Genomic DNA, 21,992 nt, shown 5'->3' with positions numbered 1-21,992 from the left:
GTGAACCGACGTCACTTTTTCAAATTAGCTTCTGGCGGCGTACTGTTGGCGGGGCTTTCGCCCAGCACTCAAGCTGAGGTGCAAAATCGGCCACCGATCCCCGGCTCGCTGGGCATGTTGTATGACTCCACATTATGTGTCGGCTGTCAGGCGTGTGTGAGCAAATGCCAGCAGGTCAATCACAGTGAATTATTTGATCACGGTAAAAGCTATGCCAGTGGCGAAGCTCTTTGGTCAGACAATGACAAACTCAGCCCCTATACCAACAATATTATTCAGGTATGGACCAGCGGCGCGGGTATTCATAAAGATCAATTGGAAGACGGCTACGCCTATATCAAAAAGCAATGTATGCATTGCGTTGATCCCAATTGCGTTTCCGTCTGCCCGGTCAGCGCGCTGCGCAAAGACGCTAAAACCGGCATTGTTCACTATGATCCCGACGTCTGCACCGGTTGCCGCTACTGCATGGTCGGATGCCCGTTCAATGTGCCGAAATACGATTATCACAACCCCTTTGGCAAGATTCATAAATGTGAATTGTGTAATCAGAAAGGAGTCGAGCGGCTTGATAAAGGCGGCTTGCCCGGCTGTGTCGAGGTGTGTCCGACCGGTGCGGTGATATTCGGCACCCGCGAGGAGTTGCTGTCAGAAGCACAACATCGGCTGACTCTCAAACCGGGCGAGAATTACCGTTTTCCGCGCCAAACACTCAGCGCCAATGACACTTACGAGCACACGATTCCTCATTATGACCCGCATGTTTATGGTGAGAAAGAGGGCGGTGGTACACAGGTATTGGTATTGACAGGAATTCCCGCCGAGAAACTCGATTTGCCACCGTTGGCAGACCTGGCGACTGGTGCGCGCTCCGAGCATGTCCAGCACACCTTGTACAAAGGCATGATCCTGCCACTGGCGGTCTTGGCCGGTGTTACCGCCTTGGTGCATCGCAACACTCGCGATGAGCGCAAAGACAGTGATGCTGACAAGCATGATAAAAAGGACGGTCCAGATGACGATGCATAAATCCAGCCCATTGGGTGGGCGGCTGGTCAGTTGGCCGGTGATGCTGTTAGCGCCTTTTGTGGTGCTTTGCGCGCTGTTGATTGTCAAACGTTTGGTGCTTGGGTTGGGGTCGGTCAGTGACTTGAACGGCGGCTTCCCGTGGGGGATCTGGATTGCTTTCGACTTACTGGTCGGTACCGGTTTGGCGTGCGGCGGCTGGGCATTGGCTTGGGCCGTTTACGTGTTCAACCGAGGGGAATATCACCCGCTGGTGCGCCCGGCACTGCTCGCCAGTTTGTTCGGCTACGCGCTCGGTGGGCTTTCCATCACCATCGACGTGGGCCGTTACTGGAACTTGCCTTACTTCTTTATCCCCGGGCATTTCAACGTCAATTCGGTGCTATTCGAAACCGCCGTCTGTATGACCATTTATATCGGGGTGATGGCAGTGGAGTTTGCCCCAGCGCTGTTTGAACGGTTGGGATGGAAAGTCTCGCTTAAGCGGCTGAACAAAGTGATGTTTTTTGTTATCGCGCTCGGTGCGCTGCTGCCGACCATGCATCAGTCTTCAATGGGATCGTTGATGATTGCGGCGGGGGCTAAAATTCATCCGCTGTGGCAAAGCTATGAAATGTTACCGCTGTTTTCCTTGCTGACGGCCGCCATTTTGGGCTTCTCGATTGTTATTTTCGAAGGCTCTTTGGTGCAGGCGGGATTGCGAGGGCGGGGGGCTGATGAAGCGCCGCTGTTCACGCGATTGACCACCATCATCGACATCTTTTTACTGCTGTTTATCATGCTGCGTCTCGGTGAAGTTATCGTGCGCCATAAGACGGAATATCTGTGGCACTTTGACCGCTATGCCATTGCTTTCTGGGCTGAAATCATCCTGATGGCCTTGCCGCTGCTGATCTTCCGTATTCGGCGGGCAAGAGAAGATAGCCGCTTACTGTTTATTGGTGCGCTCTGCATGATTGGCGGCGCAGCGCTATGGCGGCTTAATTACTCACTCTTGGCCTTTAACCCCGGCGGCGGCTACAACTACTTCCCCACCACCAGTGAAATCTTGATCTCCATCGGCTTCGTCGCCATTGAGGTCTGCGCCTACATTTTATTGATTCGACTGTTGCCGGTGCTTCCTGCTCACGGACAGTTACATAAGAATAATCAGACAGAGGTAAAGCATGAGCCAACGCATCACCATTGATCCCGTCACCCGAATTGAAGGGCACCTGAGGATCGACTGCGAAATTGAGGACGGCAAGGTTATTAAAGCCTGGTCCTCCGGCACCATGTGGCGTGGCATGGAAGAAATTTTACAAGGCAATGACCCGCGCGATGCCTGGATGATTGTGCAGCGCATTTGTGGCGTGTGTACCACTATCCATGCCATTGCCTCGGTGCGCGCGGTGGAGAATGCATTAGGGATGGAAGTGCCGGTCAATGCTCAGCATATCCGCAACTTGATCCTGGCCGCGCACAGCATTCATGACCATATTGTCCATTTCTATCAACTGTCGGCGCTGGATTGGGTTGATGTCACCTCCGCACTGCAAGCTTCACCGCAAAAGGCGGCGGCGATGCTGAGTGGATTGTCCAGTTGGCCGTTGAACAGCGCGGAAGAATTTACCCGTGTACAGCAGAAAATCAAAGACTTAGTCGCCAGCGGGCAGTTGGGTATTTTTGCTAACGGCTACTGGGGCCATCCGGCGATGGCATTGCCGCCAGAGGTCAATTTGATTGCTGTGGCGCATTATCTGCAAGCACTGGAGTGCCAGCGCGACGCCAACCGGATTGTGGCGGTGCTCGGCGGCAAAACGCCACATATTCAGAATCTGGCCGTGGGCGGCGTTGCCAACCCAATCAATCTGGATATGCCAAGTGTGCTCAATCTGGAGCGCTTGATGTTGGTGAAATCCTTTATTGACCGGCTGGGCAGCTTTATTGAGCAGGTTTATAAAGTGGATACCGCGGTGATAGCTGCCCACTACCCGGGCTGGCTTAATCTGGGCAAAGGGGCGGATTACTACCTTAGCGTGCCGGAACTGCCAACCGATCGCAAAGGGGAAACCTTCCTGTTGCCGGGCGGTTATCTGGAAAACGGTACTTTCCGCCCGATTGCCAATCACAACGATCCGTATTTGATTAAAGGCATTGCCGAGAGCGGCAAACATGCTTGGTATCAGGACGACGAACCGCTGGCCCCGTGGGAGGGGAAAACCAACCCGAATTACACCGGCTGGCAGGAAGATGGCAAATATTCGTGGGTAAAAGCGCCGACTTTCTACGGCAAGACGGTAGAAGTGGGGCCGCTGGCATGGCTAATGTGCGGCTTGGCCGCCGGACACGCACCGACTAAACAGCATTTTAGTGATATTGGCGCGGCTTACCAAAAACTGAGCGGGCAGGCCATTACCGCCGAACAGTTGCCATCAACTCTGGGCCGCATTATTGGCCGTGCGGTGCATTGCTGTGTGCTGCATGAAACTCTGGCCCAGCAATGGACGGCGTTGGTGACCAATATCGGCACCGGTGATGTCGAAACCTTTATTAAACCCGATATCCCTTTGACGGGCGAAATCCGTGGTGTGGGCTTTGAAGAAGCGCCGCGCGGCATGTTGTCACACTGGGTGGTTATCAAGGATGGCAAAATCGCGAACTATCAGGCGGTAGTGCCATCAACCTGGAACGCCGGGCCGCGTAATTATAACGATGAGCCGGGGCCTTACGAGCAAGCACTGGTGGGCACACCGGTTGCTGATCCTGCCAAACCACTGGAGGTGGTGCGGACCATTCACTCATTCGACCCGTGTATGTCTTGTGCGGTACATATTGTTGACACAACGGGCAACGAAGTGACCAAAGTCAAGGTGCTGTGATGGGGATTTTGGTATTAGGTATAGGTAATTTATTACTCAGTGATGAAGCTGTCGGAGTCCGCATTGTTGAAGCGCTGGAACAGCGCTTTCATATCCCGCCGGGCGTTGAAGTACTGGATGGCGGGACTGCGGGTCTGGAACTGATGGAAGCCATGGCCAATCGCGAGCATTTGATTGTGGCTGATGCAGTGCTGACTGGGCAGCCGCCGGGCAGTGTGGCGGTGTTACGGGATAAAGAAATCCCGGCGATGTTTAGCCGCAAAGTGTCGCCGCATCAGTTGGGGCTATGTGATGTGCTGATGGCATTGCAACTGACCGACGAGTTCCCGCGCCAGTTAACCCTGGTGGGGGTGGTGCCGGAGTCATTGGCTCCGAATATCGGCCTGACGCCAACAGTCACGCGCGCCATTGAACCGGCATTGGAACAGATTCTGGCGGCATTACACACCAGCGGGATTACCCTCAAGGCGCGAGAAGAAAGTCATGTCTGATGTCATTGCGGGTCATGAACAAAATCCAGCAGCATTGCTGGAACAGGTATTCGGCCAGATAGCCGCCGATGAGATGTGCGGCTTGCCATTTTATCGTGACCACATTCCCCTGCGCGCCTGCGGATTTCAGTTATTTGAGCAGCAGTGGGTTGGCGCGCTATTGACGCCGTGGATGCTGAGTTTAGTGGTATTGCCAGGGCCGCAGCAAAGTTGGCAACGTCGTGCCGTTGGTGAGCGCCTGATGCTGGCATTACCCTGCGGCACGATTGGCTTTACCGTCAGCGAAGTTGCGGGCTGTGGTCAGTATTTAAGCCGTTCATTAATGTCGCCACTGGAAACCTCGCTCAGTACCGAGCGGGCGCTGCAACTGGCGGAGCAAAGTGCGCGTATGGCGCTTTCACTGCCAGTCGTAGATGCCGATGCGCCGGCTAATCCTCGGCGGCGTGCTTTGTTTAATAAAGTCAGCCAAGTAAAGAATCAGCATGCATGAAATCAGTTTGTGTCTCAGCACACTGGAGCTTATTGAGAAACAGGCGCAGATGCACGGTGCCAAACGAATAACCGCAGTCTGGCTGGAAATTGGCGCGCTTTCTTGTATTGAGGAAAGCGCCTTGCGCTTCAGCTTTGATGCCGCTAGCCGCCAGACACTGGCCGCCGATTGCCAATTGCATCTTAGCTACTTGCCTGCGGTTGCCTGGTGTTGGGAGTGCAGCACCAGTGTACAGATTGAACGGCATGATGCCGGGTGCCCGCATTGCGGCAGCCATGCTCTGCAGGTGGAGAGTGGCAGCAATTTGCAGGTAAAACAGATAGAAGTGGAATAATCCTGAAGGAGTGAATTCCTATGTGTACGACTTGTGGTTGTGCCAGCGGCGAGAAAAAGATCGAGGGCGACGACAATCATCATCATGATGATCACCACGACCACCACCATCATCATGATGACGGCCACCACCACGATCATCACCATGACTTTCATCATGAAAGCGATGCCCCAACGCAAAAAATTCAGCATAAACATCAGCACAAATATGTTGCCAAAGGCACGCAGCCGGTCATTGTTCATCACCACTATTATTACCACCAAGGTGATGTCCATCATCACTATCATGGTAAAGCGCCAGAGCCGATGGCTGCCGCTGAACCTGACGACACTGATGACCCCGCAATAGAGCCGTTCACCCCGCAAGTTCATGCTGACAAGCTGGGGCTGCATTATGGGCAGGGTGAAGCCGGTAGCCATGCGCCGGGCATGGGGCAGCGCCGCTTGCTGCAAATTGAGCAAGATGTATTGAGTAAAAATAACCATTTAGCCAGCCATAACCGTGAGCATTTTGTCGAGCAACATATTCTGGCGCTGAATTTAGTTTCCAGCCCCGGCTCGGGTAAGACCACATTGTTGACCACCACCTTACAGTTACTGGCCGGGCAAGTGCCTTGCGCGGTAATTGAAGGCGATCAGCAAACGACACATGATGCCGAACGCATTCGCGCCACTGGCGTGCCAGCGATTCAGGTGAATACCGGCAAAGGCTGCCATCTGGATGCGCAGATGGTGCATGATGCGGCACACCGTTTGAATCTGGCTGATGACAGCCTACTGTTTATTGAAAACGTTGGGAATTTGGTGTGTCCGGCCAGCTTTGATCTCGGTGAACGGCATAAAGTGGCGGTGCTTTCAGTGACAGAGGGCGAAGATAAGCCGCTGAAATATCCACATATGTTTGCCGCCTCCACCCTAATGATTATCAATAAAATTGACCTGTTACCGTATCTGGATTTTGATATCGAGCAGTGTATTGCTTATGCCCGTCAGGTGAATCCGGATATTCAGGTGATTGCTCTGTCGGCCAGCAGTGGCGAGGGGATGGATATGTGGTTGGAATGGCTGGAGGCGCAGCGATGTGCTTAGGCGTACCCGGCAAAATTGTGGCCGTGGGTGAAGATATCCACCAACTGGCATGGGTGGAAGTCAGTGGCGTAAAACGCGAAATCAATATCGCGTTGGTGTGCGACGAGTCACCGGCGGACCTACTGGGCCAGTGGGTATTGGTGCATGTCGGGTTTGCCATGAGCTTACTTGATGAAGAGGAAGCCCAGCAAACTTTGGCTGCATTAGCGCATATGCAGGCGGTTGGGCTGGATTTGGATGATGTCGCCAGCGAGGCCAATGATGCGCTACGTCGATGAGTTCCGAGATCCTGCATTAGTCACCGCCTTACTGAGCCGGATCGAAAACTTACTTCCGCAGTTGGCGGATCAACAGCGCTTGCCGTTGCAGATCATGGAAGTCTGCGGCGGACATACCCATGCGATCTTCAAATTTGGTCTGGATCAACTGCTGCCGGATGGCCTGGAGTTTGTCCATGGGCCAGGTTGCCCGGTGTGTGTATTGCCGATGGGCCGCATTGACAGTTGCCTGGAAATTGCCGCCCATCCACAGGTGATTTTCTGCACTTATGGTGACGCCATGCGGGTGCCGGGGCGCAATGGCTCGATGCTGGATGCCAAGCGGCGCGGGGCGGATATTCGGGTGGTTTACTCGCCGTTGGATGCCCTGACACTTGCGCAGCGCAACCCTGACAAAGAAGTGGTGTTTTTCGGCCTTGGTTTTGAAACCACCATGCCAGCCACAGCTTTAACACTGCAACAAGCCAAACGGCTTGGGTTGACCAATTTCACCGTGTTCTGCCAGCACATTACCATCATCCCGACTCTGCGCAGCTTACTGCAACAACCTGATGTGCGAATCGACGGTTTCCTCGCGCCCGGCCATGTCAGCATGGTGATCGGCACCACACCTTATGACTTTATTTGCAGCCAATTCAATAAGCCGCTGGTGGTCACGGGGTTTGAACCGCTGGATATTTTGCAGGGGCTGGTCATGCTGCTAGAGCAGATGGTCAGCGGGTGTTGTCGTGTGGAAAATCAATATCGTCGTATCGTGCCGGACAGTGGCAATCTGCTAGCACAACAAGCGCTGGCCGAGGTGTTTATGGCGAAAACCAGCAGTGAATGGCGTGGATTGGGCGAGATAGCCGATTCCGGAGTGCAACTCAGTGCGGCTTATCAGGCTTTTGATGCTGAGCGGCGTTTCAATCCACAGCAACAAAGAGTGGCCGATGATCCGCGCTCCCGTTGCGGTGATGTGTTGACTGGGCGCTGTAAGCCAGATCAATGCCCATTGTTTGGTTGCGAGTGCACGCCTGATAATGCATTCGGGGCGCTGATGGTTTCCACTGAAGGGGCTTGCGCCGCTTATTATCAGTATCGATAGCAATCAGAATCAACAAATCAGGCCACAACCTAATGAATAAAAAAGAAATTACCCTGGCTCACGGTAGCGGTGGGCGGGCAATGCAGAGTTTGATTGAATCGCTATTTTTGGCGGCATTTTCTAACCCGGCACTGAATGAACGCGAAGATCAGGCGCGTATTGCGCTGGCTGATCTGGTGACCCAAGGGGATCGACTGGCGGTATCGACCGACAGTTATGTGATTGATCCGATTTTCTTTCCCGGTGGTGATATTGGCAAGTTGGCGGTGTGCGGCACCGCTAATGATGTGGCGGTCAGTGGTGCAACTCCGCGTTATCTTTCTTGCGGTTTTATTCTGGAAGAAGGCCTGCCAATGGCTGATTTAGAACGCATTGTACAATCAATGGCGGCCACTGCCCAACAGGCGGGGATTCAGATAGTCACGGGAGATACCAAAGTGGTTCAGCGCGGTGCGGCTGATAAGATCTTTATTAATACCACTGGTATTGGGGTAATCCCCTCGGATATTCAGTGGGGAACCACAATGATCCGCGCGGGCGATCGGATAGTTGTCAGTGGCACCTTGGGTGATCACGGCGCGACTATTTTGAATCTGCGCGAAGGCTTGGGGCTGGAGGCGGAGCTAGTCAGTGATTGCGCACTGTTGGCACCGTTGATTGCACCTTTGCGCCATATTACCGGTGTGCGAGCACTGCGTGATGCCACCCGTGGCGGGGTTACTGCAATTTTGCACGAATTCGCCGCCGCGAGTGGTTGTGGCATGGAAATCAACGAAGCGGATTTACCACTGAAGCCGGCGGTACGCGGAATTTGCGAATTGCTGGGGCTGGATGCACTCAACTTTGCCAATGAAGGCAAATTGGTGCTGGTCGTCTCCCCCGAAGCGCAAGATGCGGTTTTGGCTGAGTTACATCGCCACCCACTCGGCCAGGATGCAGCCGTTATCGGGCAGGTAACTGAGAATAAACAAGTGCGTTTATGTGGCGCATTTGGCGTTTCGCGCAGACTGGATTTGCCGCTCGATGAGCCTTTGCCGAGAATCTGTTAATCCTATTCGGCCTTGAAGCCGCAGGTGACTAAAAAAGTTGATAAGCGGGGAGATGTGCCGAAGGAGTCGTCGCGTTGTAAGTCGCCGGAGCGCCCATCGATATCGTCGTCCCGCCTGTCGGCAAACCACAAAACAGCTTTTTTCGCCGCTTTATTAAGGAGTTTTTGTGGATAAAAACGGTCTCTGCCTGCGGATAAAAGGCAAGGTGCAGGGGGTGGGATTTCGCCCCTATATCTGGCAACTTGCCCATCGTTTTGGACTACACGGTGATGTCAGCAACGACAGCGCAGGTGTGACGGTTCACTTGTGGCAGTCCTCGGCAGTCAGCGGATTTTTGCAGGCATTGCCGCAAGATTGCCCGCCATTGGCACGCATTGACAGCATTGACACCGCGCCCTATCACTGGGAACAACCCCCGCTGGATTTCGTGATTCATCACAGCGGCGCAGGGCAGATGGATACTCAAATTGTGCCGGATGCCGCGACTTGCGATGCGTGCTTGAGTGAAATGAACGACCCGACCCATCGCCGCTACCATTATCCCTTTATCAACTGCACCCATTGCGGCCCGCGTTTCACCATTATCCACCGCATGCCTTACGACAGGCCCTATACCGCCATGGGCAAGTTTCCACTGTGTGCGGCGTGTCAGGCCGAATATGACCATCCCGCAGACCGACGTTTCCATGCTCAACCCAATGCCTGTGCGGATTGTGGCCCACAACTGTGGCTAACAGGATCTGATGGGCAGGCCATGGCCGAGGGTTTCTCCGCGCTAGAGCAAGCCGCTACTGCACTGTTGGCCGGTGAAATTGTGGCCGTCAAAGGATTGGGCGGTTTTCATCTGGCCGTCGATGCAACTAACTCAGCGGCCGTGGCCCGTTTACGTGAGCGCAAGCACCGGCCGACCAAGCCGCTGGCGGTAATGTTACCGAATGCCGACTGGCTGAAAATCTGTGTGCAAAGCGCTGATAATGACTCTTTATTCCGCTTATTACGCAGCCCGGCAGCCCCTATCGTGTTGGTAGAAAAGTCACCAGAAAGCCCTATTAGCGGGGCGGTAGCGCCGGAATTACCCGAAATCGGTATCATGCTGCCCGCCAACCCACTGCAACATTTGCTGCTGCAACAGGTCGTGCGCCCGCTGGTGATGACTTCCGGCAATGGCAGCGGTAAGCCGCCCGCCCTGAGTAATGAACAGGCTTTAAGTGCCCTGAGTGAGATTGCTGACCGCTGGTTATTGCACGACAGAGAAATTGTGCAGCGGGCAGATGATTCGCTGGTGCGCCTGACCCCACAGGGGGCGGAAATGTTGCGCCGCGCCCGGGGTTATGTGCCGGATGCTTTCGAGCTGCCGCCGGGGTTTCGTCAGCAACCGGCCATTCTGGCGCTCGGGGCTGATATGAAAAACACTTTCTGCTTGTTGCGTGACAGCAATGCGGTGCTGAGTCAGCACTTGGGTGATCTGGGGGACGGCGATATTGCGCAGCAGCAACAACAGTTATTGGCTCTGTTTTGCGATATTTATCATTTTACCCCGCAGGCGGTGGTGGTGGATGCGCATCCAGCTTATGTTAGCCACCAGCTCGGCAAAGAGTGGGCCGCGCAACACAATATCCCGTGTCTCGAAGTGCTGCATCATCATGCGCATCTGGCGGCTTGTCTGGCGGAACATAGTTGGCCGCGTCAAAGGGGGGCGGTGATAGGCCTGGCGCTGGATGGCCTCGGGTATGGCGCTGATGGTCAGTTATGGGGCGGCGAATGTTTGCGAGTAGATTATGTAAATTGTGAATACGTGGGCGGTTTGCCTGCGGTGGCCTTACCCGGCGGAGATCTGGCCTCTCATCAGCCGTGGCGCAATTTATTGGCACAATTACAGCGCTTTGTGCCGGATTGGCAAAACTTACCAGAAGCGGCGTCGATCCCTTTGCCGCAGGGGGAGGTGCTGGCGCGGGCGATTGTGCGTGGCATTAATGCACCGCTGGCTTCATCTGCCGGGCGATTATTTGATGCAGTAGCGGCAGCGCTGAATATTGTGCCACAGGCTATCAGTTGGGAAGGTGAGGCAGCTTGTCTGTTGGAGGCGCTGGCCTTGCAAAGCCCCCGAACAGTTCCGCCCGTCACTTTGCCGCTGCGCGGCCACCAATTGGATTTAGCCACTTTCTGGCAGCAATGGCTGGCTTTTGATGCCTCACCGGCTGAACGGGCTTATGCTTTCCACTTCGCGCTGGCGCAGGGCTTTGCCACGTTGGCCCGTCAGGCGGCTCAGAGTTTTGGTATTGATACTATTGCCTTTTCGGGCGGTGTGCTGCATAACCGCTTGCTGCGCGAATTACTCAGCGAGCAATTGCATGACTTCAAATTATTGATGCCGCAGCGCCTGCCCGCCGGTGATGGTGGCTTGGCGCTGGGGCAGGCCCTGATTGCAGCTGCGCGCGGCCCTGCTCAATCCAACAGAAGTACCTGACCGAAAACTCATGGCGTTTACGTGAAAGCGGTAAAATGCTTGATATACCTCATTGGACGCCCCACGATCTGCGTCGTACAGTACGGACAGGCTTATCCCGCTTGCAATGTCCAAATGAGGTGGCTGAGGCCGTATTGGGGCATGCATGTGGTGGTGTTGCAGGGATCTACAATCTATATAAGTATGATGCCGAGTGTAGGAAGTGGTTGCAGGTCTGGGCGGATTATTTGGATAGCTTGCTTACTGCTAACCACAATATTCCCCATTAACTCAGTTGTATTGCCTCATATTTAATCTGATATCCTTACTACTCTGGGTACAATTAGCTCCGACAATCAACTCAGCGCGTGACGCGGGCGTTGCAAACATCAATGTGTAGAGTGCTAAATATCTCGCAATCGAGACCAAAGAACCGCCAGCTTATAAACGGGCGTAGACTCACTATCCAAAATTAGGTGAATTCATTCCAGTATTAAAACAACGACCAACTGATGAAGCCAAACTCTCTGCCAAACAACGATTAACTACCAGGCGTCATTTCGAAAAACTCAGAACGTAGGGATATCAATGCGTTAAGGTATCAATAGCAGGTAAGCTAGGATCTTGTTTCCAGTTTCTTGCTCTACCGCTAGACTTAAATTGCTTTTGCGATAATAACTACAACTGTCAGATAATCCTTTCATATTGGAAGTCTCTTTCTGATTTCTCTTTTTATGCTTACTAAATATTATGGCGGTACTCCAAAAAACTGTTAAAAATGAGGTAAGTATGAAACGTTTAATTATGGCTACTATGGTTACTGCAATTCTGGCATCTTCATCAGTATGGGCCAGCGGTGAGGTGCCGACGGCAACGAAAAAACAGACTCAGCAATCTGTAGCGGCGGAGCGAATCTCTGAGCAAGGCTTATATGCGATGCGTAACATTCAGGTAGCGCGTTTGGCTCTATTCCATGGTGAACCGGAAAAGGCAAAAGAACTGACAAATGAAGCTTCGGCTTTGTTAGCTGATGATAGTACTGAGTGGAAAAAATTTGCCAAATCGGGTAAGAAAACCAATTTGGGTGATGATCAGTATATTGTCATTAATGCTACGGTTGGGATATCTGAGAGATATATTGCAACACCTGAAAAAAAAGCTGCAATAAAAATTGCTAATGAAAAAATGGCAAAAGGAGATAAAAAAGGGGCATTGGAGGAACTTCGCCTGATTGGCGTTGGAGTGATAGAAAATCAGTATCTGATGCCGTTGAAACAGACACGGCATGCACTTGCAGATGCCCAGAAACTACTTGATAAAAAGCAATACTATGAAGCAAATCTTGCCCTCAAAGCTGCTGAAGATGGAATCATCGTTGATAGCGAAGCATTACTTGTTGATTAAGCCTGATATGCATTTTTTTTAAGATATGGGTGTCATACCCGCAAGTTTCTTTTTATGGCCACAACATGATTTTTTGTGGTCATAAAACTCTCTGCAGTATTCTTCAGTTTTATATCAATGAATACCTCTCTTTTATTTCTCCTCTCCAACGAAATCATATTTCTAATAGATGATTAAAATAACGCTATAAACTTTTGGGTTCCACCACCAATTCTGGTTGTTATTCTTCGTCTAGGCGTAGCTTAACCCTCAATTCTTACGCGTGTAAGAATAATATCACAAACCTTGCGAATCTCTCTGATTACACCTTATAAGTATTTCTTTTATTATTATTCCCGTCGTCACCACTCACCTAGGAAGTGTTTATTGTGAGTCTAGGGTGAATATGATCTCATTAACTCGATATATGATATTTAGCTAATTTAATTAACGGTAATAACCCATGCTTTCGAGTTATTCAGTGATGGGGTTATTTCTTAAATAAATACTAAATAGATAAAATAAATTTTTATTAACCAATAGGTAATGCTATGTCAACTCCACTTCAAGGAATTAAAGTTCTCGATTTTACCGGTGTGCAATCCGGCCCATCCTGTACCCAAATGCTGGCGTGGTTTGGTGCCGATGTTATTAAAATTGAACGTCCCGGCGTTGGTGATGTAACTCGCCATCAACTACGTGATATTCCTGATATAGATGCACTTTATTTCACCATGCTCAATAGTAATAAACGTTCTATTGAGTTGAACACCAAAACTGCGGAAGGCAAAGAAGTTATGGAAAAGCTTATCCGTGAAGCAGATATTTTAGTTGAAAACTTTCACCCGGGTGCCATTGATCATATGGGCTTTACCTGGGAGCGCATTCAACAGCTCAATCCACGTTTGATTTTTGGTTCAATCAAAGGGTTTGATGAGTGTTCCCCTTACGTAAATGTGAAAGCTTATGAAAACGTTGCTCAGGCTGCTGGTGGCGCAGCATCGACTACTGGCTTCTGGGATGGTCCGCCGCTGGTTAGCTCAGCAGCTTTGGGTGACAGCAATACTGGGATGCATTTGCTTATTGGCCTACTGGCAGCGTTGTTACACCGTGAAAAAACGGGACGTGGTCAACGTGTAACAATGTCTATGCAGGATGCTGTTTTGAACCTCTGCCGGGTGAAATTACGTGACCAGCAGCGCCTTGATAAACTTGGCTTTCTGGAAGAATACCCGCAGTACCCAAATGGTACTTTTGGTGATGCCGTTCCGCGCGGCGGTAATGCTGGTGGCGGTGGTCAACCAGGCTGGATTTTAAAATGTAAGGGCTGGGAAACAGATCCCAATGCTTATATCTATTTTACCATTCAGGAGCAAAACTGGGAAAATACATGTAAAGCTATTGGTAAAACAGAGTGGATTACCGATCCAGCATATAATACTGCTCATGCCCGACAACCACATATTTTCGATATATTTTCCGAAATAGAAAAATATACGGTTACTATTGATAAACATGAGGTTGTAGCTTATTTGACCCAGTTTGATATTCCTTGTGCACCAGTATTAAGCATGAAAGAAATCTCACTCGACCCGTCTTTACGCAAAAGTAGAAGTGTAGTGGAAGTTGAACAACCGCTGCGCGGAAAATACCTAACGGTTGGATGCCCAATGAAATTCTCAGCATTTACACCTGATATTAAAGCTGCGCCGCTATTAGGTGAACATACCGCTGATATTTTGCAAGAGTTGGGTTATAGCAAAGAGCAAATTGCTGCGATGAAGTGAAACCATATCATCTGATATTTAAGGGGGCCTCTAGTGCCCACTTTTTTAGACAAGAAATTCGAGGTTATTAAACATGCCGGATAAACTTCAAATGACGGATGGTATGCATATCATCGTTGAAGCATTAAAACAGAATAATATTGACACTATATATGGTGTCGTGGGAATTCCTGTAACGGATATGGCGCGTCACGCTCAGGCAGAAGGCATCCGTTATATTGGTTTTCGCCATGAGCAGTCTGCAGGATATGCAGCTGCAGCCAGTGGTTTTCTCACTCAAAAACCGGGAATCTGTCTGACGGTTTCTGCACCTGGTTTTCTGAATGGTTTAACAGCATTAGCCAATGCGACGGTAAATGGCTTTCCTATGATAATGATCAGTGGCTCCAGTGATCGTGCGATTGTGGACCTCCAACAGGGGGATTATGAAGAGCTGGATCAAATGAATGCAGCTAAACCCTATGCAAAAGCCGCTTTTCGCGTTAACCAGCCCCAGGATCTCGGTATTGCTCTGGCACGTGCTATACGGGTATCTGTTTCTGGTCGCCCTGGTGGTGTCTACCTTGATTTACCCGCTAATGTACTGGCCGCAACGATGGAAAAGAATACAGCTATAAACACCATTGTGAAGGTTGAAAACCCTGCGCCTGCATTGCTGCCATGCCCGGAATCAATAAGCAGAGCGATATCGCTTCTAGCAAAGGCTGAACGGCCATTAATTATTCTTGGTAAAGGTGCGGCATATTCACAGGCTGAAGATCAGATCCGTGATTTTATTGAACGTACGCAGACCCCTTATCTTCCGATGTCCATGGCTAAAGGTATTCTCGAAGATACTCACCCACTTTGTACTGCAGCAGCCCGTTCGTTTGCTCTGGCAAATGCAGATGTGGTGATACTGGTAGGGGCTCGTCTCAATTGGTTATTGGCACATGGTAAAAAAGGGTGGGCAAGCGATACACAATTTATCCAACTGGATATTGAACCTCAGGAAATTGACAGCAACCGCCCAATTGCTGCGCCGGTAGTGGGTGATATAGCGTCCAGTATGCAATTTATGTTGGCAGAACTGGAGCGCAGCTCCGTTACCACCCCTGTGGAATGGCGCGATATTTTAAATATTCACAAGCAGCAAAATACGCAAAAAATGCAGGAAAAATTAAACACAGATACCCAGCCATTAAATTATTTTAATGCATTAGGTGCCGTACGCGATGTCCTCAGTGAAAACCATGATGTCTATTTGGTTAATGAGGGGGCAAATACACTGGATAATGCACGAAATATTATTGATATGTACAAACCTCGCCACCGACTGGACAGTGGCACATGGGGTGTCATGGGCATCGGGATGGGGTATGCCATCGGTGCAAGTGTGACGTCAGGTTCGCCAGTGGTGGCAATTGAAGGTGACAGTGCATTCGGTTTTAGTGGAATGGAAGTCGAAACTATCTGTCGTTATAACCTGCCGGTGACTATTGTCATTTTTAATAACGGTGGCATCTACAGAGGAGATGGAGTCGATCTCAGTGGCGCTGGTGCGCCGTCGCCAACTGACCTGCTGCATCACGCACGGTATGACAGATTAATGGATGCGTTTCGTGGCGTTGGCTATAACGTCTCTACGACAGATGAACTTCGTCATGCATTAACGACCAGTATTTTGTCGCGGAAACCGACCATTATTAATGTAGTCATCGATCCAGCCGCTGGAACTGAAAGCGGCCATATTACCAAACTTAATCCTAAACAAGTCGCGGGTAATTAAATACTGACATTATCTCCTCTCACCTTTTAATTATATTTTGGTGAGGGGGACTCTTATCGGAAAAATATTATGTTAACTTTTTTTATTGGCGATTTATTGCCTATTATCGTGATCATGCTGTTAGGTTATATAGGCGGCAAACGTCAAACATTTTCAGAAGATCAAACTCGGGCATTTAATAAACTGGTATTGAATTACGCCCTTCCCGCGGCTTTATTTGTTTCCATTACGCGGGCAAACCGGGATATGATATTTGCAGACACCCGCCTAACCCTTATTTCACTTGTGGTTATCGTCGGATGTTTCTTTTTCTCCTGGTTCGGGTGCTATAAATTCTTTAAGCGCACTCGTGCTGAAGCCGCTGTATGCGCATTAATTGCAGGTTCACCGACTATTGGATTCTTGGGTTTTGCGGTTCTTGATCCTATTTATGGTGATTCGGTATCAACGGGTTTAGTCGTAGCGATTATATCTATTATTGTTAATGCTATCACTATTCCTATTGGTCTATATTTGCTGAATCCAGCATCGGGAGCGGATGGCAAAAAGAATAGTAATCTGAGCGCGTTATTGTCGGCGGCAAAGGAACCTGTAGTATGGGCACCTGTACTCGCTACGGTACTGGTACTTATCGGGGTTAAAATTCCTTCAGCATGGGATCCAACATTCAACCTGATTGCTAAAGCTAACGCTGGGGTAGCTGTATTTGCCGCGGGGCTGACTCTGGCAGTACATAAATTTGAGTTCAGTGGTGAAATTGCCTATAACGCATTCCTGAAATTAATCTTGATGCCACTGGCTCTGCTTCTTGTTGGCCTGGCTTGTCATCTTAACAGCGAACAGCTTCAGATGATGGTTCTGGCAGGTGCGTTACCACCGGCATTCTCAGGTATCATTATTGCCAGCCGTTTTAATGTTTATACCCGTACCGGTACTGCTTCATTAGCCGTCAGCGTGCTTGGTTTTATCGTCACAGCACCATTGTGGATATATATCAGCCGACTAGTTTCATAATAAATAGTGTTATTTATTCATTTAATAATGCCACCGGAGTATATATTTTACTCCGGCATTTTTTTTGCGAGGTGCCAGTCAATGAAATATACAGAAAATAAAGGGCCGTTTGGCGGATTATTGGTTATCGATCTAACACATGTTTTAAATGGTCCTTTTGGTACGCAACTTCTTTGTAATATGGGGGCCCGCGTAATTAAAGTTGAACCGCCAGGACATGGGGACGATACACGAACTTTGGGGCCCTATGTTGATGGTCAGTCACTTTATTATAGTTTTATTAATCACGGAAAGGAGAGTGTCGTTCTCGATTTAAAAAATGAGCAAGATAAAAGCATTTTTATTAATATGCTCAAACAAGCTGATGTGTTAGCTGAAAATTTCCGTCCAGGCACAATGGCAAAATTAGGTTTTTCATGGGAAACACTTCAGCAAATTAATCCGCGACTCATTTATGCTTCTTCTTCGGGTTTCGGCCATACGGGTCCCTTAAAAGATGCTCCTGCCTACGATACGATAATTCAAGCTATGAGCGGCATAATGATGGAGACCGGTTACCCTGATGCCCCACCGGTGCGCGTAGGAACATCGCTTTCTGATCTCTGCGCGGGGGTGTATCTGTTCAGTGGTATTGTCAGCGCTCTTTATGGACGAGAAAAGAGTCAACGGGGAACTCATGTGGATATAGCCATGTTTGATTCAACCCTGAGCTTTTTGGAACATGGCCTTATGGCATATATCGCTACGGGTCAGGCGCCACAGCGACTTGGTAACCGCCACCCTTATATGGCACCTTTTGATGTATTCGAAACCCAGGATAAGCCCATTACTATTTGTTGTGGTAATGACAAGCTTTTTTCTACTTTGTGCGAGGCTATGGGGCTTCCCGAACTCGTGAGTGATTTGCGCTTTGTGAGTAATAATTTGCGCGTACAAAATCAAGCTGTTCTAAAGCAGTACATTGAAAGCGTATTAAAGACGCAGCCTGCGGATGTCTGGTTAGCCCGCATTCATCAGGTAGGTGTACCTGTAGCCCCACTTTTGAGTGTGGCGCAAGCAATGCAACTGCCACAAACAAAGGCGAGAAATATGTTGGTGGAGGCCGGGGGAATAATGATGCCGGGCAACCCCATAAAAATGAGTGACTGCCCTGATCCGCAGGTTTTACCGGGAGCGGCAACGCTCGATCAACATGGGGAGCAGGTTCGGCGGGAGTTTTCATAGAACAACTTAAGTTTTGTTACTAAAGCTGCTGTCAGTTAGCTCCCTCATTTAAGTCTTTTGGGAGCTAACTTTCAAGGATGCTACTGACAAAAAAGAGCAATCTCCCTATCTAACTCTTCTATATGTTCATTTAAGGAATTCAACAGTTGAATAATGTCAGGCTTACTATCGGGTGATATTGGCTGTATTTCTAACTGATAACTGATATCAATTAATTTATTTAAATTCAGGATATTAGCAGCCCCGTGGATGCGGTGTATACACAGATGGAAGGTTCTGTTATCTCCAGTATCTAAAGCTTTGTGCGCAGCAATAAGATCTTTATGCGTTTCACTTTGAAAGGTGAGCAGCATTTCCTGCATCAGTTCAGGGTCGTTTGCTGTGTTATTTTTAAGCGCATCGATATCAAGATGTGCATGCCGTGGGGGGGTTACCTCAATTTTGGGCAATTGGCTTAAGTGAGTTTTTAAAACTTCTTGAGTTAGCGGCTTAAACAGGCATAAATCCATGCCACAACTTAACCCCTTGTCACGTTCGCTAACTTGTGCGTTTGCAGTAAGTCCCCAAATAGGTAATGAATAATGTTGCTCACGCATAGTATGTGCGAGTTCGAACCCATCCATATTCGGCATATTAACGTCAGTTATTAGCAGGTCGTAATGTTGCATACCCATTTGGTGCAGAACTTCTGCACCATCACCGGCTTCATCAACATCATATCCCAATAACTTGAGCTGGCGTTTTAATAATAATCGGTTTGTCGGATGATCATCAGCAATTAAAATACTCAACTGCCTTGGGAGAACGAGAGTTTGTTCAGGTTTTTCATCGGCAATATTTTGTTGTTGAGTAAATTCTACAGGGAGTGTGATTGTAAATGTAGTTCCCTCACCGGGCTGACTAACCAGTGTAATATCGCCTTTCATTTTATCAATCAACTGTTTACATATCATTAAACCTAAACCAGAGCCAGTTTGCTGACGTCCTGTGCTAGTTTGGCTATAACGCTTAAACAGTTGTTGTTGCTCTTCCTGTGAAATCCCGCTCCCGGAGTCTGTAATAATCAACTTGATGACAGCTCGGTTTTCGTCTAGTTGATCCATTTTAGTGGTGATGTTTACCATACCCTCTGTCGTAAATTTGAGGGCATTACTTAGCAAATTTGATAGAACCTGCTTAAACGCCTGAGGATCTATGTTAATCAGATAATGCTCGGGAAGCGCATTGATACAGGTTAATGCGATTTTTTTTCGCGCTGCAATAGCATCAAAAGAGTGGCAAGTGAGTTGGACAATAGAGGAAATGTCTACCCATTGTGGTTGAAGCAGATAGTCACCGGATTCAATTTTGTCGACATCCAGAATTTCACCAATCAAGCCAAGTAATGACTGCCCAGTGGAATAGGCAAGCGAGATGGCCTCAATGCGTTGTTCTTGGTTAAGACCAGTACCCGAAAGGAGTTCAAGGAACCCCATAATCGAGCTGATAGGCGTTCTTATTTCGTGGCTCATAGCAGCCAGAAACTGACTTTTAGCAACAGTCGCGTTTATTGCTTTATTTTTTTCTACCTCGAGCTCGTGAATTAAGTTACGTGTCTCTGTAATATCTTCCCAACCGCAAATATATACAGCGTGTTCGCTTGCTGGCAGATTACATAATGTATACCAATGATTAATATGTCTTTTTTCTAAGCCATTATTAATTTCAAAGACTTGTTTGCATATTGTTCTATTTTCTTTCGTATCAACTTTTACTTTATTTAAGTCAGAGAAGATATCTTTAAATGGAGAACCACTATCCGCTAATGGTAATAAAGCAATTTTGTAAAAATCATCAGTAAAAAAATGTTCGAAGGCACGACTGTGACTAATGATAATGCCTTGCCAGTTCACAACATAACTCGGATTGGGTAATGAATCTGATAAAGCTTTACGGAATGATATTTGATTCTCCAGGTCTCCTTGGATAGCTTTGCGGCGACGAACAGATCGTAACAGATAGAAGCCCCACAAAAGGCTACTTACAACCAATAAAACCGATAATGTCGTAACGATATAGAACTGTTTACTATAGAGATCCCATGTGTCAATTGTCACATTAGGCATTTGGATCCATTTTTCTGTCAGGCGCAGAATTTCGCTCGGAGGAATTGCATTTAAAGCTTTATTAATAATATTTTTTAGTTCAGGTTCTCCCCGGGGAAAAGCAAATGAAAGAGATGCATACGGCACACCTGGGATGAGAAAATGAAAGAGTTCATTAGGATAGTAATGATCAATCATGTAGCGAGAGTTTAGTTGCGTGGCAACTAGAGCATCAAGTTTTCCTTCCTTGACCTGGTGAAATGCAGCACTTGCGTTATCAACCGGTATCCACTCAATATCCGGATACATCTCTTCTAACTGTAAATGAAGGTCGTAATAGTTAGGAATAGCAACCTTCATCCCTTTTTTAAGGGCTTGTTCACTATTAGGGGCATTTTTCATGACAAAAACGTAAGGTGTCGTAATGAATGTTTCGGCAAAGGAAACAGATTGCTCACGCTTTTCACTATAAATTGCCCCGGGTAAAATGTCCCATCCGCCCGTGGTGAGTTGCGTTCCTGCATGAATATCATGCGAGATAGTAATAGGGGAGAAGTTTAACCCGGTTTGCAAAGTGATAATATTAAGAATATCACCCATGACTCCTCGTACAGAGCCATTTTCGTCCGTCATTGAAAATGGCGGTGAATAAGAGTTCTCAAGTACTTTTAAATTGGGATGCTGTTTAATCCACTGCTTTTCATGTTCTGTTAACGCTAATGGTTTATTGAGGAAAGCAAGGTTTCCAGTATCAAGCCAATTTTGTGAAACTTCATATCGAACTTCATTTGTTAACGCATCAACAAAGTGATTGAGTATTTTGTTGAGAGTGACTGATTCTTTTCTGGTCAAGAAAAAGTTAAACTGAGGTGGCGCATCATAATATTTCACAACATTTAATGAATGTTTGAAATAACGTGAAATCATACTGCTGGCAATGATATTGCTACCAATAAAGTAATCACTCTCACCATCAGAAACTGATGCTAGAGCTTGGTAAATTTTTGAAAAAGAAACAATTTTTGCTTGCGGAAACGATTTGCTAATTTCTTCATCGGAGGGATAATTCGCAACCCGTGCAATAGTCACTGGTTTGGGGGTGGTAAGCGGGCGCATGGAATCGTGGACGGTGGTTACCAGAGCGGGGAAGGTAATTATCAGTGGTTTTGAAGCAACAATTTCCTTATTATCAGGGGCTGACTCAATTAAATGCGACAGCACTATGTCGACTTGGCCTTCCTCCAACGCATCCATAGCTTTTTTATGATCAGAGTACTCACGAAGTATTAATTTGATATTCAGAGCTTTTTTCAAAAGATTTAAATAGTCTGCGTTAATACCACGAGTTCGCTGTTGTGAGTCTTTATGCAGCAATGTTGCTGTTTGCGACGGATGGACTGCAATGACAAGATTCTTTTTATTAGCCAACCAACGTAACTCTGTATTACTTAAACGTAAAGAATCAAGCGTAACACTGCTATTGCTACTGATTCCACGATAGTCAATATAATCTGAGTCAGCAATGCCATATGCTGACCAGAGGCAAGCATAAAGGAAAATAATATACGAGATAAACTTCATG

The 21,992-nt window shown here is 48.4% G+C and carries 17 protein-coding genes and 2 pseudogenes; 18 read left to right on the top strand and 1 reads right to left on the bottom strand.

The genetic code is table 11. The features are described 5' to 3' along the window. The 18 genes and pseudogenes from hybA (at position 1) to yfdE (ending at position 18,326) form a co-directional block, all read left to right on the top strand. Positions 1 to 1,029: a hydrogenase 2 operon protein HybA gene (gene hybA / locus F0T03_RS18105; RefSeq protein WP_145553356.1), complete on the top strand. Its 1,029-nt coding sequence runs from the start codon at positions 1 to 3 to the stop codon at positions 1,027 to 1,029. Further along, positions 1,016 to 2,215: a Ni/Fe-hydrogenase cytochrome b subunit gene (gene hybB / locus F0T03_RS18100; RefSeq protein ID WP_162526978.1), complete on the top strand. Its 1,200-nt coding sequence runs from the start codon at positions 1,016 to 1,018 to the stop codon at positions 2,213 to 2,215. The genes hybA and hybB overlap by 14 nt, the downstream gene beginning before the upstream one ends. Further along, a complete protein-coding gene (gene hybC, locus F0T03_RS18095) occupies positions 2,193 to 3,887 on the top strand; it encodes a hydrogenase 2 large subunit (protein WP_145553354.1) in 1,695 nt (564 codons plus the stop codon). Before hybB ends, hybC begins: the two co-directional genes overlap by 23 nt. Further along, positions 3,887 to 4,378: a HyaD/HybD family hydrogenase maturation endopeptidase gene (locus F0T03_RS18090; RefSeq protein WP_159679906.1), complete on the top strand. Its 492-nt coding sequence runs from the start codon at positions 3,887 to 3,889 to the stop codon at positions 4,376 to 4,378. The genes hybC and F0T03_RS18090 overlap by 1 nt, the downstream gene beginning before the upstream one ends. Continuing rightward, positions 4,371 to 4,868 carry a hydrogenase-2 assembly chaperone gene (hybE, locus tag F0T03_RS18085; RefSeq protein ID WP_159679904.1) on the top strand — a complete coding sequence of 166 codons (498 nt, stop codon included), beginning with the start codon at positions 4,371 to 4,373 and terminating at the stop codon, positions 4,866 to 4,868. The genes F0T03_RS18090 and hybE overlap by 8 nt, the downstream gene beginning before the upstream one ends. Next, positions 4,861 to 5,202, top strand: a complete 342-nt coding sequence (hypA, locus tag F0T03_RS18080; protein WP_145553347.1) for a hydrogenase maturation nickel metallochaperone HypA — start codon at positions 4,861 to 4,863, stop codon at positions 5,200 to 5,202. The genes hybE and hypA overlap by 8 nt, the downstream gene beginning before the upstream one ends. Positions 5,203 to 5,222: 20 nt before the next feature. Further along, entirely contained in the window at positions 5,223 to 6,290 is a 1,068-nt protein-coding gene (hypB, locus tag F0T03_RS18075; RefSeq protein ID WP_159679902.1) for a hydrogenase nickel incorporation protein HypB, read from the top strand. After that, positions 6,281 to 6,568: a hydrogenase maturation factor HybG gene (gene hybG / locus F0T03_RS18070; protein ID WP_145553375.1), complete on the top strand. Its 288-nt coding sequence runs from the start codon at positions 6,281 to 6,283 to the stop codon at positions 6,566 to 6,568. The genes hypB and hybG overlap by 10 nt, the downstream gene beginning before the upstream one ends. Then, complete coding sequence (gene hypD / locus F0T03_RS18065) at positions 6,552 to 7,655, top strand: hydrogenase formation protein HypD (protein ID WP_159680988.1); 1,104 nt, start codon at positions 6,552 to 6,554, stop codon at positions 7,653 to 7,655. Before hybG ends, hypD begins: the two co-directional genes overlap by 17 nt. 32 nt (positions 7,656 to 7,687) lie before the next feature. Beyond that, positions 7,688 to 8,704: a hydrogenase expression/formation protein HypE gene (hypE, locus tag F0T03_RS18060; protein WP_159679900.1), complete on the top strand. Its 1,017-nt coding sequence runs from the start codon at positions 7,688 to 7,690 to the stop codon at positions 8,702 to 8,704. A gap of 166 nt (positions 8,705 to 8,870) precedes the next feature. Continuing rightward, complete coding sequence (gene hypF / locus F0T03_RS18055) at positions 8,871 to 11,171, top strand: carbamoyltransferase HypF (RefSeq protein WP_159679898.1); 2,301 nt, start codon at positions 8,871 to 8,873, stop codon at positions 11,169 to 11,171. Then, a pseudogene (locus F0T03_RS21755) lies at positions 11,153 to 11,440 on the top strand (site-specific integrase); the annotation flags it as partial. The gene hypF and the pseudogene F0T03_RS21755, both read left to right, overlap by 19 nt. 113 nt (positions 11,441 to 11,553) lie before the next feature. Further along, positions 11,554 to 11,727: pseudogene (locus F0T03_RS18050) on the top strand (IS21 family transposase); the annotation flags it as partial. Between the two features lie 212 nt (positions 11,728 to 11,939). Continuing rightward, positions 11,940 to 12,554: a YfdX family protein gene (locus F0T03_RS18045; protein WP_145553338.1), complete on the top strand. Its 615-nt coding sequence runs from the start codon at positions 11,940 to 11,942 to the stop codon at positions 12,552 to 12,554. A gap of 530 nt (positions 12,555 to 13,084) precedes the next feature. Further along, the gene (frc, locus tag F0T03_RS18040; protein WP_159679896.1) at positions 13,085 to 14,320 is read left to right on the top strand and encodes a formyl-CoA transferase; all 1,236 of its coding nucleotides are present in this window, start codon (positions 13,085 to 13,087) and stop codon (positions 14,318 to 14,320) included. A gap of 73 nt (positions 14,321 to 14,393) precedes the next feature. Next, positions 14,394 to 16,088, top strand: coding sequence for an oxalyl-CoA decarboxylase (gene oxc, locus F0T03_RS18035; RefSeq protein ID WP_159679894.1), 1,695 nt, complete (start codon positions 14,394 to 14,396; stop codon positions 16,086 to 16,088). 69 nt (positions 16,089 to 16,157) lie between these two features. Then, complete coding sequence (gene yfdV, locus F0T03_RS18030; RefSeq protein WP_145553333.1) at positions 16,158 to 17,102, top strand: transporter YfdV; 945 nt, start codon at positions 16,158 to 16,160, stop codon at positions 17,100 to 17,102. Between the two features lie 81 nt (positions 17,103 to 17,183). Further along, positions 17,184 to 18,326: a CoA:oxalate CoA-transferase gene (gene yfdE, locus F0T03_RS18025; RefSeq protein ID WP_159679892.1), complete on the top strand. Its 1,143-nt coding sequence runs from the start codon at positions 17,184 to 17,186 to the stop codon at positions 18,324 to 18,326. An 80-nt stretch (positions 18,327 to 18,406) separates the two neighbouring features. Here yfdE and evgS read toward each other — a convergent pair whose 3' ends face one another. Next, the gene (gene evgS, locus F0T03_RS18020) at positions 18,407 to 21,991 is read right to left on the bottom strand and encodes an acid-sensing system histidine kinase EvgS (protein ID WP_159679890.1); all 3,585 of its coding nucleotides are present in this window, start codon (positions 21,989 to 21,991) and stop codon (positions 18,407 to 18,409) included. Position 21,992: the final 1 nt, after the last annotated feature.

Source organism: Yersinia canariae, from assembly GCF_009831415.1.
Classification (GTDB): Bacteria; Pseudomonadota; Gammaproteobacteria; order Enterobacterales; family Enterobacteriaceae; genus Yersinia; species Yersinia canariae.
Note: the sequence above shows the minus strand (reverse complement) of the source record. Positions and strands in the feature narration are given on the sequence as shown.